Here is a 14331-nt window from a genome sequence, read left to right as displayed (position 1 = left end):
TCCGGGCAAACAAAAAAACGGCGCGCCCGAGGGCGCGCCGTTTGTCGTTTCCCCGTAGTCGTCGGATCAGGGCTGCATCGCCGTGGTCTCGTCGAAGGCGGCGGTAAAGCCCTTCAACGAGGTTGCCAGCGGAATCGACTGATTGCGGTAGAAATAGGGGACGATGTTGATCACGGCTTCCTTGCCGGCCTTGAACTGCGAGACGACCTCTTCGGTGAAGCCGACCTGCGCGGTACAGCCCAGTCGCGTGCAGACCGTGAAGTCATACTCTTTGGATTCGCGGCCATCGACCGAGATCCGCAGCCGGTGGCGCAGCGACGTTTCCAGCGGCACGGTGATTTCCCCGACCGCAACGATCTGGCCACTGTTCTCGACGCGGTTGATGACGACCTGGGCGATTTCGTTGCCTTCTCCGTCGTCCAGCATCTGGATCATCCGGCAGACTTCCGCGTCTTGGGCGTTCTTGATGCAGTTCAGCGTCCAGTCGTCGTAGACTTCCTTGACGTAGGGGACGTTCTGGGCCGGTTTGCCGGTGTCGATGCCGGGATCAGCGGGCGGGGTCGCCGGATCGCCGCCGTCGGCGGATTGGGCATAACCCGCGCCTGCGCCCAGCGAGGCGATCAACGACAGTAGGATAAGCGGTTTCTTCATGATGTCCTCTAAAATCCGGTCATTTGCCTGACTTGTCGATTAGCACGCACCGGACCGACTGTCAGGGAAGAAATCCGCCGTTCCGCCGCGGCAATGCGCGAAATGCCGCGCGCACTGGGCAGGGCCCGTTCGGGGGCAGCCCCGGGCAGGGCACTTGCAATCAAAAGGAAAGGGGCCCGTGGGCCCCTTTCCATTTCACTCCCTGTCGGACCGGCCGACTTTGTCATTGGTCGTGACGCTACGAGAAGACTTGCGCTTGGTCAACAGTGATTTCCACCTTCTTTTCGCGTCAGTAGATGCATTTTTGCAGGAACAAAAAAGCCGCGCCCTAGGGCGCGGCCAGTCTGACAGGGAGGAAGTCTGCCCGGGACAGGAGAGGACATGTCGTCCCGGACCAGAAACACACTGGCATCAAATGGTTAAGGATGTATGTTCATGCCGTGCGAGCTGGGGGATCAAGCATGAACAAGTCGGTATTCGTGGGTGGCGCGGGCGAGGGCTATGGCGTCAGGCAGGTCCTGGACCTCGGTTATGCCAACCGGCACGGCCTGGTGGCGGGCGCCACGGGCACCGGCAAGACCGTCACCCTGCAGATCCTGGCCGAGGGGTTTTCCGCCGCCGGTGTGCCGGTTTTCCTCGCGGACGTGAAAGGAGACCTGTCGGGCCTGGCGGTCGCGGGCAGCGAAACCCACAAGCTGCACGGCGCCTTCATGGAGCGCTGCGCCAGGATGGGCTTTGACGACTTCGCCTATGACGCCTTTCCGGTCAGGTTCTGGGATCTCTTCGGGGCGCAGGGCCACCCGGTGCGCACGACCGTGACGGAGATGGGGCCGCTGATGCTGTCGCGCCTGCTGGATCTCAGCGAGGCGCAGGAGGGCATCCTGAACATCGCCTTCCGCCTCAGCGACGAGGAAGGGCTGGCGCTGCTGGATCTCGATGACCTGCGGTCGATGCTGGTCTGGCTGGGGGAGAACCGCAAGGACCTGTCGCTGCGTTATGGCAATATCTCTGTCGCTTCCATCGGGGCGATCCAGCGGCGGCTGCTGGTGCTGGAGAACGAGGGTGGCGCGGCGTTCTTCGGCGAACCGGCGCTGGAACTGGGCGACCTGATGCAGGTGGCGCCGGACGGGCGCGGCACGGTCAACGTGCTGGCCGCCGATCAGCTGATGGCGCGACCGCGCCTTTATGCGACTTTCCTGCTGTGGCTCTTGTCCGAACTCTTCGAGGAACTGCCAGAGGTGGGCGACCCCGAGAAACCCCGGCTGGTTTTTTTCTTCGACGAGGCGCACCTGCTGTTCGACGACGCGCCCAAGGCGCTGGTGGACAAAGTCGAACAGGTTGCGCGCCTGATCCGGTCCAAGGGGGTTGGCGTCTATTTCGTCACCCAGTCGCCGGACGACATCCCAGAGGATGTGCTGGGCCAGCTTGGCAACCGGGTCCAGCACGCGCTGCGGGCCTTCACCGCGCGTGACAAGCGGGCGCTGCGGCTGGCCGCCGAGACCTACCGCGAGAACCCGGATTTCGACATCGAAGAGGCGATCCGCACGGTCGGCGTCGGAGAGGCCGTAACATCGTTTCTGGAGGCGAAAGGTGCGCCGGGGATTGCGCAACGCACTTTGATACGCCCGCCGTCCTCGCAACTGGGCCCGATCACCGATGCTGAACGCCGCGCCGTTCTGGCCGGGTCGGAGATGGCCGGGAAATACGACACGCCGGTCGATCGGGAATCCGCCCATGAAATCCTGCGCGCCCGTGCAGAGGCCGCCGCCAAAGCCGCCGAAATGGCAGAGCGTGAGGAGGAGGATGCCGAGGCCCGTGAGTATCGTGCGGCCCGGCGGTATTCCGGCACGCGCGTCAGCCGGTCGACCTCGCGCCCGGTACGACGGGGCAAGAGCTTTGGCCAGGCGATGGGCGACATGGTGATGAAGGAGCTGACCGGCACCACGGGACGCCGCATCGTGCGCGGCGTCCTTGGCGGGCTGTTCAAGGGGCGGTGATCCCGGTCAGAGGATGAAGTCCCCGGCGTCCAGCCCATGCACGTCCGCGAGTCGCAGCTCTGCCTCGGGCTGCATGTCTGCGTCCATGTTGATCTGCACGATGGTCGAGCCCGTCGGCTGTTCGGCCACCCGGACCTGGCCCGCACCCGTAAAAGGCGCAGTGCCCACGAATGTCAGCGGTCCGGCATAGAGCGCCGACAGGTCGATCAGGTCGAGCCCTTTTTCGAAGTCGAGGATCTGGTCGCGCAGGGCGCCGATTCCCATCTCGATCGTCGTGCCAAAGACAAAGACATCCGCATCGGGACCGCCGCTCAGGAAGTCCAGTCCATTCCCGCCCTGCAAGACATCCCGCCCGTCCTGGCCGCGCAGAACGTCATTGGCACCGCCCCCCAGCAGGGTGTCATTGCCGGACCCTCCGTCGAGCGTGTCGTTCTCGGTCCCGCCGTCCAGCAAGTCCGCGCCATCCTGACCCACCAGGACGTCCTCCCGCGCGCCGCCCAGCAGCGTATCGTTGCCCGCGCCGCCGTTGATCGTGTCGGCGCCGATGTCGCCGGTGGCGCTGTCGTCGCCGTCGCCGGCCAGGATCATGTCGTCGCCGCCTTCGCCGTTCAGGACGTCGTCACCCCCGCGTCCGACCAGGACATCGTTTTCGGTGCCGCCGTAGAATTCGTCGCGGAACGCTCCGCCGACCAGCGTATCGCTGCCGGACTTGCCGTAGACGGCGCCGTGTATGATGCCGTTGCCGATGTTCTCGACCCGGTCGTCGCCCCCCAGGAGGTCGATGCTCCCGAAGATCGTGCCGGAGTTGGCGATCTGGTCCGGCTCGTAGCGGCTGGTGGTGATATAGACGTCTCCGTCGGTGTCCGTCAGGGTGCCGTGATTGACGAACAGAAAGGCGCTTTGCGCCTGCACGTCCAGCCACCTGACAACCATGTCTCCGGTGTTCACAAGCTTCGAGTTCCCCCAGCCGGACATCACCAGGAGGGCGGCGTGGACCGTGCCGGAATTGATGAACGTGTTGTCATCGCTGCCAAAGGACCCGACGAGAATGCTGCCCCGTTCCGCGTCCAGCGTCCCCGTATTGAGCAGCCGTACCTCAACCCGGTATTCGTACGGCATCTGGAGCAGGTAGCCGCTGCTGCCGCCCAGGCTTATCGTGCCGTGGTTGTTGATCTGGACCAGGCTGTTCTGGGTCTGGGTCATCTGAATGACCGTGTTGTTGTAGGGGGCGAAACTGGTCATCGTTCCATAGTTGGTGATGACAGCCTGGGGGGCCTGAACCACGACACCTGTCTGGTCGGCCGAGATGGACCCCATGTTGACCAGTTGCGGTGCAGTCGGCGCACCGGCCAGGACAACGCCATCCCCGCCGGACACAGCGATGAACTGCGATCCGGACACCACGTAGCGGTCCCCATTGGAGACGGTGACCGTGGAAGTGACATTCCCGGTTTGAAAGATCGTTGCCATGTGAAGACTCCTGGAGATCGCGACCGACGGGGCCAGCCTAGCAAACCGCTTGGGCGGACGGCTTGTTTCAGGTCAAGCCGTCGTCGCTTTAATCCGGTGGTTGGACTTCATAAGCCGGGGGCAGGGGCCCTAGAGCACGAAATCATCCGCTGTCAGCCCGGTGACACCGGCCACCCGGATCTCGGCATCCTGCGTGCCGTCGCCATCGGCATCGATCTGCACGATGGTCGACCCTGTCGCCGTCTCCAGAAGGCGAAGTTCGGGATTGCCCGAGGGCGCGAATCCTGCGGTTCCGCGGAACTCGAAGACGCCCGGCGACAGGCCCGCGACGACGATCAGGTCGATGCCCTGTTCAAAGTCCAGGATCTGGTCACGGTTCGCGCCCACGACCGTTTCCGCCAGCGAGCGGAACACGAAAATATCCGCGTCCTGGCCGCCGGTCAGGAAATCGCGGCCAAGGCCGCCGGCCAATTCGTCTTCTCCCGCGCGACCGCGCAGGATGTCGTTGCCCTCGTCGCCTTCCAGGACGTCGTCCCCGTTGCCGCCGTCCATCGTGTCGTTTTCGGATCCACCTTCGAGAAGGTCGGCCCCGTCACGGCCAACCAGCAAGTCGTTGCCCGTATCGCCGGTCATGGTATCCGACCCGGCGCCTCCGTTCATCGTGTCGTCGGAGTTTCCACCGATCAAAGAGTCGTTTCCATCCCCGCCCATGATCGTGTCGGAGCCAGTGCCCCCGTCCAACGTGTCATCACCGTCGTGGCCCACGATCAGGTCGTCGTCGTTGCCGCCGACAAAGTTGTCGTCCGCGGCGCTACCGATCAGCGTGTCATTTCCGTTTGAGCCAAAAACCTGGCCATCGACGAACCCGTCTATCAGACCGCGGTAAAGATCGGCGCCTTCGCCAAGGGATACGTGGCCGAAGATCTTGCCGCTGTTGGAGACCTTGTCGTCTCCGCCAGTGGTGACAATCGCCTCGGCATTGACTGCATCGATGGTGCCGTCGTTCCGGATCGTCTCGGCGTCATTGCCCGTGGTGATGGCTGGCGCTGAATTCGACTGAAGCAGGCCGGAGTTGAAAATGTAATTGGCGTGCGATCCGCTTTCGAACCCCGACGTAATCTGAATCGCATTGTCGGAGCGGGACGTGATCGTCCCGTAATTGTAGAGAAAGTTACCGCCGGACGCCAGCAGGAGACCATCGGACAATGCGCCGCTTCCGACGATGTTTCCATAGTTCAACAACCTCAGGTCGGTCAGGGCGACGGATGAGCCTGCCTCGATGACGGCCGGGAAGTTGCTGGTTTCCATAGTCCCGAAATTGGTAATGCTACTGCCGCCGACGGAGTCGGAGAATGCGTTGCCCTCCGTGTATATGAGTCCGTAGTTGGTCAACTTGGCGTCCCCGGATGGGGCCGAAACAGCGTCAGCCGACAAGACGATGCCGCCGGTGGACAGGATCAGAAGATCGTCATCGGACGCGATGGACTGCGTGGTGCCAACAATTGTCGCAAGTGTTGTGATCGCCATTGAGCCGTCTCCGTGGAAATTTTGAAAAGGAAAGATGGCAGGAGCCTAACAAGGTGTAGCCGCAATCGACAAGGGATGAGCCAGCCCGCATCCTCCCGCGGCCCGAGGCGATGCGGAACGACCGGATCGCGGAGGCGTCCGCGACTCGCAAGGCGGGGGGGTATTGGTAGGCCCGGAGGGACTTGCAGGCGCTACCTAGCGTATTGATTTAATGAGTTAAATCAGGTTGTCGGGTCTTGGTGGATTTCTGGGGTCCACATTACCAGTCCATGCCGGCCAATTTGGAGACGGCCATTTCGCCCAGGCGCATGCGTTCAACGGTCTCTGTGTAGACCTGTGATGTGGCCGCGTTGGCGTGCCAGTGGACGGCCATGATCTCGTATTGGGTCGCCCCGTGCAGGGCCAGCAGATGGCCCGCGGCCTTCCGGATTCCGTGCGAGGATCTGTCCGCCGGCAGTCCGGCCTCGATCACCCATTTCTTCATCCGGTTGCGCAGCGCCTCGGGGCTGGCAAAGGGCTTGCCATGCTGGGTCAGGAGGTAGGCGGGGCCGACCACGGTTTGCGCCCGGATCGCGCGTTCCAACGGGGGCAGGACGGGGATCCGCACGAACCGCGATCCTTTTTTGCCCGGTTGCCATGCCAGCCAAAGGGCCCCGCCATGTCGCTCTTCCTGGTCCCGGCCTATCCAGTACGCATCGCCAATCCTGCAGGCGGTGAACATGAACAGTGTCAGCGCGAGGTGCGCGGCGCTGCCCGGTGGGTGTGTCTCCCGGTATTTCTCCAGGTCTCGAACGCTCCAGGGGGTCGCGCCGCCCTGGCTCTTGTAGACGGGTTTCGCGACGGCGCGGGCAGGGTTCACGGTGCATAGGCCGCGCGTCATTCCGTGGTCGTAGGCCGCTGTCAGCAGTTTCCAGACGTTGCGGGCCTTGCCGGGCGTCGCAGCCATGCGATCCTTGAAGGCCTCCAGCTCGGCGGCAGGGATCGTGACGGGCAAGGAGCGGTATTCTTGTCCGGCCGATCGGCGTTGCTCGCTACGCTGGCCCAGCACATAGGCGGCGAGGTTGCGTCTTTCTTTCAGGGTCAGAGCCGAGGCCTGACCGGCGTCGACCTGGCGCGCAAGGTGGTCAAGGTAGTGTTTCATCAGCCAGCCCATCGTGCCCTGGTCGGGGCTTATGTCGTCAGGTGAGGCGAGTTTTTCGCCACAACGGGCGGCGCGGTAGTGGTGGTGAAAGTCAGGGTGTTCCGGGCCGACCGGCAGGGTGATCTTCCGGTTCACGTCGCCCTCGACGCGGACACGCCATTTCGTCGGTTTGCACTTGACCCTGCGCGGGATCAGGCCCGGGTATTTCAGACGCATCTCACCAGCCACCGTTTTCGACTTCGCCTTCATAGGGCAGGCCATCCGCCCAAGCGTCAAGGTCGGCGCGATCATACAGCACGTTCCCCCCGTCGCGTTTGCAGGGCAGGTCAAGCGTTCGCAGCTTGCTGAGCGAAACGCCCAGGTAGTGCGCCGCCGCCTTGGCCTGCATCAGCCTTGGAGGGAAATGGTAGGTCATGCAGCAGCCTGTTTCCGGGCGTAGCCGCTCCATTGATCGGCGGCGGCGTTCATCATGCCGGGGAAGGACCGGCTGCGGAGGCGGGCGCGCTCGGGGCCGGGTGGCATCCGGTGGACTGCGTTCCAGCGTTTCCATTCGTCGGAGCCGCGTTCCGGCTCTGGCAGGCGGTCTGTCTCGACCAACTCGGGCAGGCCGCGCAAATACCAGCCGGTGGATTTGTAGGCCGGTTCGCCGAACCAGAAGGGCTGCACCATCTGCGGCGCGGGCAGGTCTGCTGGCATCCGGTCGCGCGCCAGGTCGTTCATTTCCGGGTTCTCGATGGCCACGCGCGGGATCGGCGCGGCCCAGCAGGCGGTGAAGACCTCGACGCCGGTTTCGAACTCGGCCCGCATGTCGGCCCAGCTGCGCCCCTTGGGCAGGCGTTTCGGCGGCGTCCACTTGCCTGCGCCGCTCATCCACCGGCGGCCAGAGCGGCAGAGCCTGGTGCAGGGCGGGTGCATGACCGCCAGCAGATCCCAGCTCTCTCTAAGGATGCCGTCACGGATGTCGCAGCGGATGTGCCTGTTGCTGCCATCCTCGGCCGGTTCGATGTCGCAGGACCAGACGTCATGCCCGTGCGCGGCAAAGGCCCGGCGGGCGATCCCGGAGGTCTCGCAGCCTATGAGGACGCGCAGGGGTGTCACGCCGCCTCTCCTTCAAGTGTGGCACGCAGGGCGTGGGCGTCTTTGCGTTCCGTGGGATCGGTGCCCTGACGTTCGACCAGGCGGCACGCCTCGATCACGGTGGCGGTGTCCTGTGAGGCGATGTCGGCCAGGACGGCGCGGGCGTACCAGAGGGCATTTGCACCTTCGGTCAGGGCGGGGCTCATACCGCACCGCCTTTCAGAAGGGCCAGCTTGCGGCGCACGGCGGCGCGGGTGGCCGGCAGGGCGCGGAGACGGGCGGCCTCAATCTCGTTGACGGGAGTGGGGCCGGTGGTGACCGATCTGGACACGCACTACCTGTCGGGTTTTTTCTATTCCTACGGTGGCCAGCACGCGAGTGCCCCGGCTGGCACGAACCCGTTTCCCACCCTCGGTGGCGCCTTCAGTCTCGTGACGGGCGGCGGGACGATTGGGGCGGCTACGGATTACGTCTGGCAAGTGGCAATTCTCTACAGCGCCTCGGCGCCGATCATGAAGTACCGCAGCAAGGCAACCTCTTGGACGGAATGGGTGGAGGTTTATTCGACCAGCAACCTGATCGAGACGGTCAGCGAGAGCGGCGGAACCCCGACCGGCTCGATCCTCGAAAAGGGCAGCAACGCGAACGGCAATTACATCCGCTACGCGGACGGCACGCAGATTTGCGATTTTCGTGGCAACTCGTCTAGCGCGGGGGCGGTGACCTGGACTTTCCCCGCCTCTTTCGCAGCCGTCCCGCAGGTCAGCGCAACGCCGAACCAGGATCAAGCGCGCTTTGCCACCACCACGGCCGGCGCGGTCGGATCGGTCAATTTCTCGGTGTGGAACACCGCACAAGCCCGCCTTGACGCGATCTCGACCTCGCTGATCGCCATTGGCCGCTGGTACTGAGGAGATAACCATGCAGATCACACTTTCCCCCGTGCGCCGCGAGGGGCGGCCGACCTTCGAGCGCCTTGGCGACACCCTCGTGATCGATGGCGAAACCTTCGATTTCTCGGGCGTGCCCGAGGGCGCGCAGCTTCCTGCCGAGGCGGTGGCATCGGATTGGCTGGCCGGTCCGGTGACACGGATCGCCGGCGAGCTGCACCTCGCGCTGGCGCTCTCGCACGGTGCCAACGCGCCGCAGGAAACGCTCTTTCCCGATCCGGTGCAGCTCGCCAGCGATGGCACCGTGCCACTGCCGCCCTATGACGCGACCGAAGCCGAGGAGGCAAGCGCATGAGTGTTGACCTGTCCAAACTGGTAACGGCCGAGGAGCTGGCCGCCCAGGCCGCAGCCCGCCGCGCGAAAGCGATTAAGGCCGAGGTGCAGGCCCGCATCTTCGCGGTGGTCGATCAGAACACGCAGGCCAGCCTCCTGGCCGCGATGGTGGCCGGCGCTCTGACCCCGGCCGATCAGGCCACCTTTGCCGATGGGCAGGCCTGGATCGAGGCGACAAAGCAGGCCGGCCGTGATGCGGTATCCTCGGGCGATGATCCGCTCTGGCCCGCCGTGCCCGCCGGCGTGGCCGAGCTTGCGGCGCAGTTCTGACGAAGGGGGCGACATGCCGGACCAGACACTACTTGACCAGGCGCGGATCCTCTCGGGGGCCGTGCTGACATGGCTTGCGGGCGAGACGGGGCGCGCGGTCATCGCGGGCGCAGCCGGGGGGCTCTATCGCTGGCTGATGCAGGAGCGGCGGCGGCTGCGCGACGGCATCGTGGCGGTCGCGGCGGGGGCGTTGGCGGCGCAATTCCTTGGCCCGGTGGTGCTGGCCGGTCTGCGCCTGGTGGGCCTGAAACTGCAGGGCACCGAGGCGGAGCTGGCGCCCACTGCGGGCTTTCTCGCCGGGCTGGCGGGCATGTCGATCGCCAAGATGCTGGTGGCCCTGATGGAGACGCAGGCCGCGCGCCTGGGCAAGTCGAAATGAGCCCCGATCGAAAACCCCGCCTGAACCGTCACGCGCGCGAAGAGCTGCGCGCCTGGGCCTGGGGTGTCGTGATCGCGGCACTGCTGGCCCTGATTTTCCTGTAGGAGGACAGACCGATGATCTACCAGGGACGTGCCCGATACCCGGTGCACGAAGCGATCCTGCACACCTCGGCCACCCCTGGCGGCTGGGATGATGGCAAGAGCGACCAAGAGATCTATGACCAGTTTTGGAGCTGGCATGTCGGCGGGCACCCGCACCGCTGGCGCAAGATCGGCTATCACCGGATCATCCGCACGGATGGGACGGTGCTGTGGGACACCAAGTACCTGCGCTCGATCACCGAGATCGGCGCGCATGTGCGCGAACGGAACAGGGGCACCATCGGGATCTGCCTGATCCTCGCCCGCACGGTGCCGAACGTCCTGCGGCCCGGCGCCATCTTCGCGGACTACTACACCGAGGCGCAGCGGAACGCGGTCAAGGAGTACCTGGGCGAGCTGGCCGAACTGACCGAACTGAAATGGGTGACGGGTCACAACGATTATGCTGCCAAGGCATGCCCCGGGTTCAAGGTCGACGGTCGGAATTGGCTGCCGTGATCCGCTGGGCGCTCATTGCGGCGCTGGGGGTGGCCCTGACGCTTGCCGGGCTGCTGGTGCGGGAAATGCGGACCACCGGGCGGCTGGCGGGTGAGAACGTCCGCCTGTCCGCCTCTGTCGAGGCGCTTGAACGGAAGATAGAGGCCGACCGGATCGCCGTCGCCATTGCCCGCGACATCCAGAAACGAGAGCGCGCCCGCGCGGCCAGGTACGATCGCCTGCGCGAGGCCCTGATAGCCGGAGTGCACGATGAGCCGATTCCCGACTGGTTCCGCGATCACCTGCATCGCCTTGGCCTTGACGGCCTGCAGCCCGCCGCGGACTGAAACCGTATTTGTCGTGCCGGATGTGCCCGAGGATCTGCTGACACCGGTCGAGGTGCCGGCGCGCCGCGTCGAGGTCCTAACCGACCTGGGATTGGTCTTGGCCGATCACGTCGAAGCTCTGGAACTGGCGAACGACCGGATCCGGGGAGTGCGGTGCGTGTTGGAGGGGACTGGTTGTAACGCACAGTAGCCTGACGCTCGAACAAAATTGATATGTAGCTTCGCTCCGGACGACGAGACCAGACGTTCCAAAACACGTTACGCGGTGTTTGGATCGAGCTGTGTCGCAGACTACGATGATCTTGACCTTTGCCACAAATTCTCGGTGCAGGAGTCGTGTTAACTTGAGGTTAACCAAAGTCGGTGAAAACAGACATCGAATGGGGGTAACTTCAAACGGTAAGGGAAAATATGACCCAGGTAGCATGGATGATCGATGTTCTGCACGACTTACGTCAGTTCGCTTCGGAGAATGGCTTCACAGCTAGTGCTGAAGCATTGATCAAGGCCAAATCTGAAGTTTCTCGCGAAATAGAAGCGCGTGTTCCCGACGCTCATAATGAAGTCCGCAAGTCTTGACGAGACAATACGTGGGTGGTACCGCAGCCCCGAGTATCCTTGCTTTTCGTCATGTGCCTGTCCGTTGTTTGTACGCGCGTACATCTCGCTGATGTAGAACAGGAGGCTCTTGGCGCCAAGCAAAAGAGGCGGAAAAATGAAAATGGCGGCGATAATTGTTCTAGCTGTTTTTTCAGTTTCGTCGATACTTATTGGTCTTTATGTGAAGTACGTCGAATACAGGGATAAGCGTGACCTGACAAACGATGAGCGTGAAGTTGGCTCTGTTCTTTCTCTTCTAGCAATGGCTTTTGGGGCAGTCTTGGCATTTCTGGCTTGGCTTCTGTCCTCATGAGTTCGATTCCGTAGTAGCGAAAGGTCTGCATTTTTCAGAAAGTTCCGGCGACCGTCATTTCACGGGCATTAATCATTACAAATAGAAACATCTTCTTGTTTGTAGAGAATTTCATCAATCGTGGGTGATTCGTAGGCGGCTGGATCTCCGTGCAACTCCGAGTTTCCCCGCTCGGCTGCCGGATCGCTTCCTGATTGTGGGTGTCGCCTCCAAGTTGTTCTGTCCCCCTGCTTTTCGGTGAGATCGTTAAAAATCTCTTGATAGGAGCTGTCTTGTGGCTCCATAGCTTCGGTTGGTTAACAATCTACGCGAAGCGAGGTTTGATATGGCTGGGCAGATTTCTCAGATCGATTTGATTACAGACGGAAGTTCACCGGAGTTTTTTGTTCAGGTGCGGTTCCCGTCAGGGGAGACGCCATCAGGGCAGATTGAGTTTTACGATTCAAAGAATGCCAACACTGCCCAGTTCGACGCTGCCTACACAATTGATCTCAGTATTGCGGCTTCGTTGCCTTCTTTGAGCGCGGGTGGATTTGATTACTACAATTTTCCTGTGACCAATGGTGATCTATTGGATGGGAATCCTCAGAACTTTCTGATTGCAGTCGTTGATGATGGTGGGTCCCCTACAAGCGTTGTGACCTTTGGCACCAACACCGATCCTGGGCCAGTGTCTCTACAGGGCGGATCTCTTGACGGTTCCACCATCCAGTCACTTATTACATCGGGTGTTGTTGAGGGCGATGCCTTCCAGCAGGGCTTTGGGCCGTTTATCATTGGAACTGATAACAGCGTTGTAACTGGACAGTCTGATCCAAACAACGCCGCTTGTTTCGCGTTCGGGACACTAATTTCGACCCCGTTTGGTGAAGTCCCGGTTCAAACACTGTCTCGTGGTGATGTAGTTTCCTCCGCAGATGGTCGAAACATAGAAGTTTTGTGGATCGGTACATATACCACCAAACGAGTTTTTTCAGGGCGCTCGGAGCGACATACGGCAGTGCGGATCAAGGCGGGTTCTATTGGCGCCGGTGTCCCTCACACTGACCTGGTCGTGACGGCGGACCACGCGATGGTAGTAGATGGTTTTGCCGTAAATGCCGGGGTGCTGGCGAATGGTGTGGACATTGTAATTCCGCACCCGAATGAATTGCCAGATGAAATGGTGTACTATCATATCGAAACCTCTGGGCATGAAGTTGTTCTGGCAAATGGGGCGCCTGCGGAAACATTCATTGATTATGTAGGGCGTAGAGTCTTTGACAACTACGAAGAGTATGTAAAAATTTTTGGAGATGACAGAACGATCTCAGAGATGTCTTTGCCGCGAATTTCTTCGCGCAGGCAAATGCCAATTACACTACTTGAAAAATTCTTTGGCGGTGCAGAAAAAGGGGTGGCTTGACGGCGAAATAATCTTTCGCGGGGCCGTCTAGTTGCGTTTCCCTGTCTAACCAATGTGCTAACGACGAGGCCGGGAATATACTTTTCGGCCTCGTGGGCTAATAACTACCTTCTGTCACCGCCCTCTGTCAGGACAGGCTGCTTGGAACTGTGTCTTATAAATCTTTTCGAGTTAGTCGGTACATGTTCTCATCCAATAGAAATTATTCTGTTGCGAGGTTTCTGAACTATCGCAACTCAAACGGCAGTTGTGTAAGGCTTGATCGATTTAGCCTGACTTGCGAAATTCAGTGGCGCTTGGTTTATGTTGCTCAACGGTTACTTTGGCCGGTGACCCATGTTGGGTTCGTGCCATCCTGGAGCTGGTAGCGCCGAAGTTGTCCAGAACTTCTATGTTCCTGAACTTGATCGTGGTTCACGTGGTTTTCGGAGTCCACGATTTTGGAGTGTCTAGCGAGATAAAAAGCACGCACGCGATCGAGTGTTCTGACGAGCGAGATCAGAAAATAATTCAGTTTCTGCTGTCTGCTTCGCATGACGAACAGCTTGGTTCAATCTCTCTTGGCGCTGGACTTCGGCAAATGCTCCCGCTTCGTGCAACAGGTTCATTATTTCGTCGTACAGATTGGGCATGTTGGTCTCCCTAGTTGACCTGTCAGCATTTACGCAACCACGGATAGGATCTGTGGGTAAAGCTGAGGTTAAGACAGGAGTCACGTTTCCTTTGAAGTAGCACCGTTCTGTTGTAGTTTTGCATCGTGGTTGACGTTGGATAGCCAGCCGCTCTCACCTAATTCACATACAAGGGTGCGCAAAGCCTTAGCCGTTGAGAAGAAGCCTTGTTCATCGCAGCGTTTGGCCGTTGCCTCGGCACGTTTGGCGATTTCATCTGGGGACATGTTGGCTCCTCTATGCTTTTAGGTAGTTTTCTTGAAGGAAATGGCATGCTGTGTTTAACGATACGTTAACGCCGGTTGCTATTGGATCGAAATCGGCATCCTCTTGCCAACTTCAGTCTGGCCTGCGTACTTGTCTGTTTGGATCGCGTGGCTCAACAGCAATTGGAAGTCTTCGCTTTGATCAAAAAATTTTTGAAGTGACGGTGATCGAAGGCTCGGAGCCTTGGTTCAACATACTTAGCGACCTGGAGAGCTTTTCTTTTATGAGCCCAAAAGGTGGGCTGAAGCCCACAGGAGTATTACAAGATGACTCCAGCCGAGCAGTAGCATGGTCGCGGCACGAACTCTACGAAATCGTGTCGGAGGACAGTTGTCGTTGTCGGCGTGGACTT

The 14331-nt window shown here is 61.0% G+C and carries 19 protein-coding genes; 10 read left to right on the top strand and 9 right to left on the bottom strand.

The features are described 5' to 3' along the window. Nucleotides 1–66 precede the first annotated feature (66 nt). Nucleotides 67–651: an invasion associated locus B family protein gene (locus tag G9Q80_RS08480; RefSeq protein WP_074620535.1), complete on the bottom strand. Its 585-nt coding sequence runs from the start codon at nucleotides 649–651 to the stop codon at nucleotides 67–69. 461 nt (nucleotides 652–1112) lie between these two features. Here G9Q80_RS08480 and G9Q80_RS08475 point away from each other — a divergent pair, with 461 nt between their 5' ends. Further along, on the top strand, nucleotides 1113–2648 hold the full coding sequence (locus G9Q80_RS08475; RefSeq protein WP_069208352.1) for a helicase HerA-like domain-containing protein: 1536 nt from the start codon (nucleotides 1113–1115) through the stop codon (nucleotides 2646–2648). Nucleotides 2649–2654: 6 nt separating this feature from the next. Here G9Q80_RS08475 and G9Q80_RS08470 read toward each other — a convergent pair whose 3' ends face one another. From G9Q80_RS08470 to G9Q80_RS08445, 6 genes are all read right to left on the bottom strand, one after another. Then, the gene (locus G9Q80_RS08470; RefSeq protein WP_088714845.1) at nucleotides 2655–4118 is read right to left on the bottom strand and encodes a calcium-binding protein; all 1464 of its coding nucleotides are present in this window, start codon (nucleotides 4116–4118) and stop codon (nucleotides 2655–2657) included. A gap of 129 nt (nucleotides 4119–4247) precedes the next feature. Continuing rightward, nucleotides 4248–5645 carry a calcium-binding protein gene (locus tag G9Q80_RS08465; protein ID WP_088714844.1) on the bottom strand — a complete coding sequence of 466 codons (1398 nt, stop codon included), beginning with the start codon at nucleotides 5643–5645 and terminating at the stop codon, nucleotides 4248–4250. Nucleotides 5646–5904: 259 nt separating this feature from the next. Next, nucleotides 5905–7002: a site-specific integrase gene (locus tag G9Q80_RS08460; RefSeq protein WP_157903809.1), complete on the bottom strand. Its 1098-nt coding sequence runs from the start codon at nucleotides 7000–7002 to the stop codon at nucleotides 5905–5907. 1 nt (nucleotide 7003) lies between these two features. Further along, nucleotides 7004–7201, bottom strand: coding sequence for a helix-turn-helix domain-containing protein (locus G9Q80_RS08455; protein ID WP_088714842.1), 198 nt, complete (start codon nucleotides 7199–7201; stop codon nucleotides 7004–7006). Then, complete coding sequence (locus G9Q80_RS08450; RefSeq protein WP_088714841.1) at nucleotides 7198–7884, bottom strand: hypothetical protein; 687 nt, start codon at nucleotides 7882–7884, stop codon at nucleotides 7198–7200. Before G9Q80_RS08450 ends, G9Q80_RS08455 begins: the two co-directional genes overlap by 4 nt. After that, entirely contained in the window at nucleotides 7881–8069 is a 189-nt protein-coding gene (locus G9Q80_RS08445; protein ID WP_088714840.1) for a hypothetical protein, read from the bottom strand. The genes G9Q80_RS08450 and G9Q80_RS08445 overlap by 4 nt, the downstream gene beginning before the upstream one ends. A 108-nt stretch (nucleotides 8070–8177) precedes the next feature. Between G9Q80_RS08445 and G9Q80_RS08440 the strand changes: the two genes are divergently transcribed. The 9 genes from G9Q80_RS08440 (at nucleotide 8178) to G9Q80_RS08400 (ending at nucleotide 13041) form a co-directional block, all read left to right on the top strand. Beyond that, a complete protein-coding gene (locus G9Q80_RS08440; protein ID WP_133066386.1) occupies nucleotides 8178–8774 on the top strand; it encodes a pyocin knob domain-containing protein in 597 nt (198 codons plus the stop codon). A 10-nt stretch (nucleotides 8775–8784) separates the two neighbouring features. After that, nucleotides 8785–9108 carry a hypothetical protein gene (locus G9Q80_RS08435; RefSeq protein WP_168246442.1) on the top strand — a complete coding sequence of 108 codons (324 nt, stop codon included), beginning with the start codon at nucleotides 8785–8787 and terminating at the stop codon, nucleotides 9106–9108. Then, a complete protein-coding gene (locus tag G9Q80_RS08430; RefSeq protein ID WP_168246441.1) occupies nucleotides 9105–9416 on the top strand; it encodes a hypothetical protein in 312 nt (103 codons plus the stop codon). The genes G9Q80_RS08435 and G9Q80_RS08430 overlap by 4 nt, the downstream gene beginning before the upstream one ends. A gap of 13 nt (nucleotides 9417–9429) precedes the next feature. Then, nucleotides 9430–9795 (top strand): hypothetical protein, encoded by a 366-nt coding sequence (locus tag G9Q80_RS08425; protein WP_088669158.1) that lies wholly within the window; start codon nucleotides 9430–9432, stop codon nucleotides 9793–9795. A gap of 116 nt (nucleotides 9796–9911) precedes the next feature. After that, nucleotides 9912–10397 carry an N-acetylmuramoyl-L-alanine amidase gene (locus G9Q80_RS08420; protein ID WP_088713769.1) on the top strand — a complete coding sequence of 162 codons (486 nt, stop codon included), beginning with the start codon at nucleotides 9912–9914 and terminating at the stop codon, nucleotides 10395–10397. After that, nucleotides 10385–10723, top strand: coding sequence for a hypothetical protein (locus tag G9Q80_RS08415; protein ID WP_088713770.1), 339 nt, complete (start codon nucleotides 10385–10387; stop codon nucleotides 10721–10723). The genes G9Q80_RS08420 and G9Q80_RS08415 overlap by 13 nt, the downstream gene beginning before the upstream one ends. 429 nt (nucleotides 10724–11152) lie before the next feature. Further along, nucleotides 11153–11302: a hypothetical protein gene (locus G9Q80_RS08410; RefSeq protein ID WP_157903758.1), complete on the top strand. Its 150-nt coding sequence runs from the start codon at nucleotides 11153–11155 to the stop codon at nucleotides 11300–11302. Between the two features lie 136 nt (nucleotides 11303–11438). After that, nucleotides 11439–11636 carry a hypothetical protein gene (locus G9Q80_RS08405; protein ID WP_133066342.1) on the top strand — a complete coding sequence of 66 codons (198 nt, stop codon included), beginning with the start codon at nucleotides 11439–11441 and terminating at the stop codon, nucleotides 11634–11636. Between the two features lie 292 nt (nucleotides 11637–11928). Continuing rightward, nucleotides 11929–13041: a Hint domain-containing protein gene (locus G9Q80_RS08400; RefSeq protein ID WP_133066343.1), complete on the top strand. Its 1113-nt coding sequence runs from the start codon at nucleotides 11929–11931 to the stop codon at nucleotides 13039–13041. A 449-nt stretch (nucleotides 13042–13490) separates the two neighbouring features. On the opposite strand, the gene G9Q80_RS08395 is transcribed toward G9Q80_RS08400, so the two are convergent. Beyond that, nucleotides 13491–13673, bottom strand: coding sequence for a hypothetical protein (locus tag G9Q80_RS08395; protein ID WP_133066344.1), 183 nt, complete (start codon nucleotides 13671–13673; stop codon nucleotides 13491–13493). Between the two features lie 80 nt (nucleotides 13674–13753). Continuing rightward, a complete protein-coding gene (locus G9Q80_RS08390; RefSeq protein ID WP_133066345.1) occupies nucleotides 13754–13939 on the bottom strand; it encodes a hypothetical protein in 186 nt (61 codons plus the stop codon). Between the last annotated feature and the right edge of the window lie 392 nt (nucleotides 13940–14331).

The organism is Mameliella sp. LZ-28 (assembly GCF_012274245.1).
Lineage (GTDB): Bacteria > Pseudomonadota > Alphaproteobacteria > Rhodobacterales > Rhodobacteraceae > Antarctobacter > Antarctobacter albus.
This window is presented reverse-complemented; position numbering and strand designations above follow the sequence as displayed.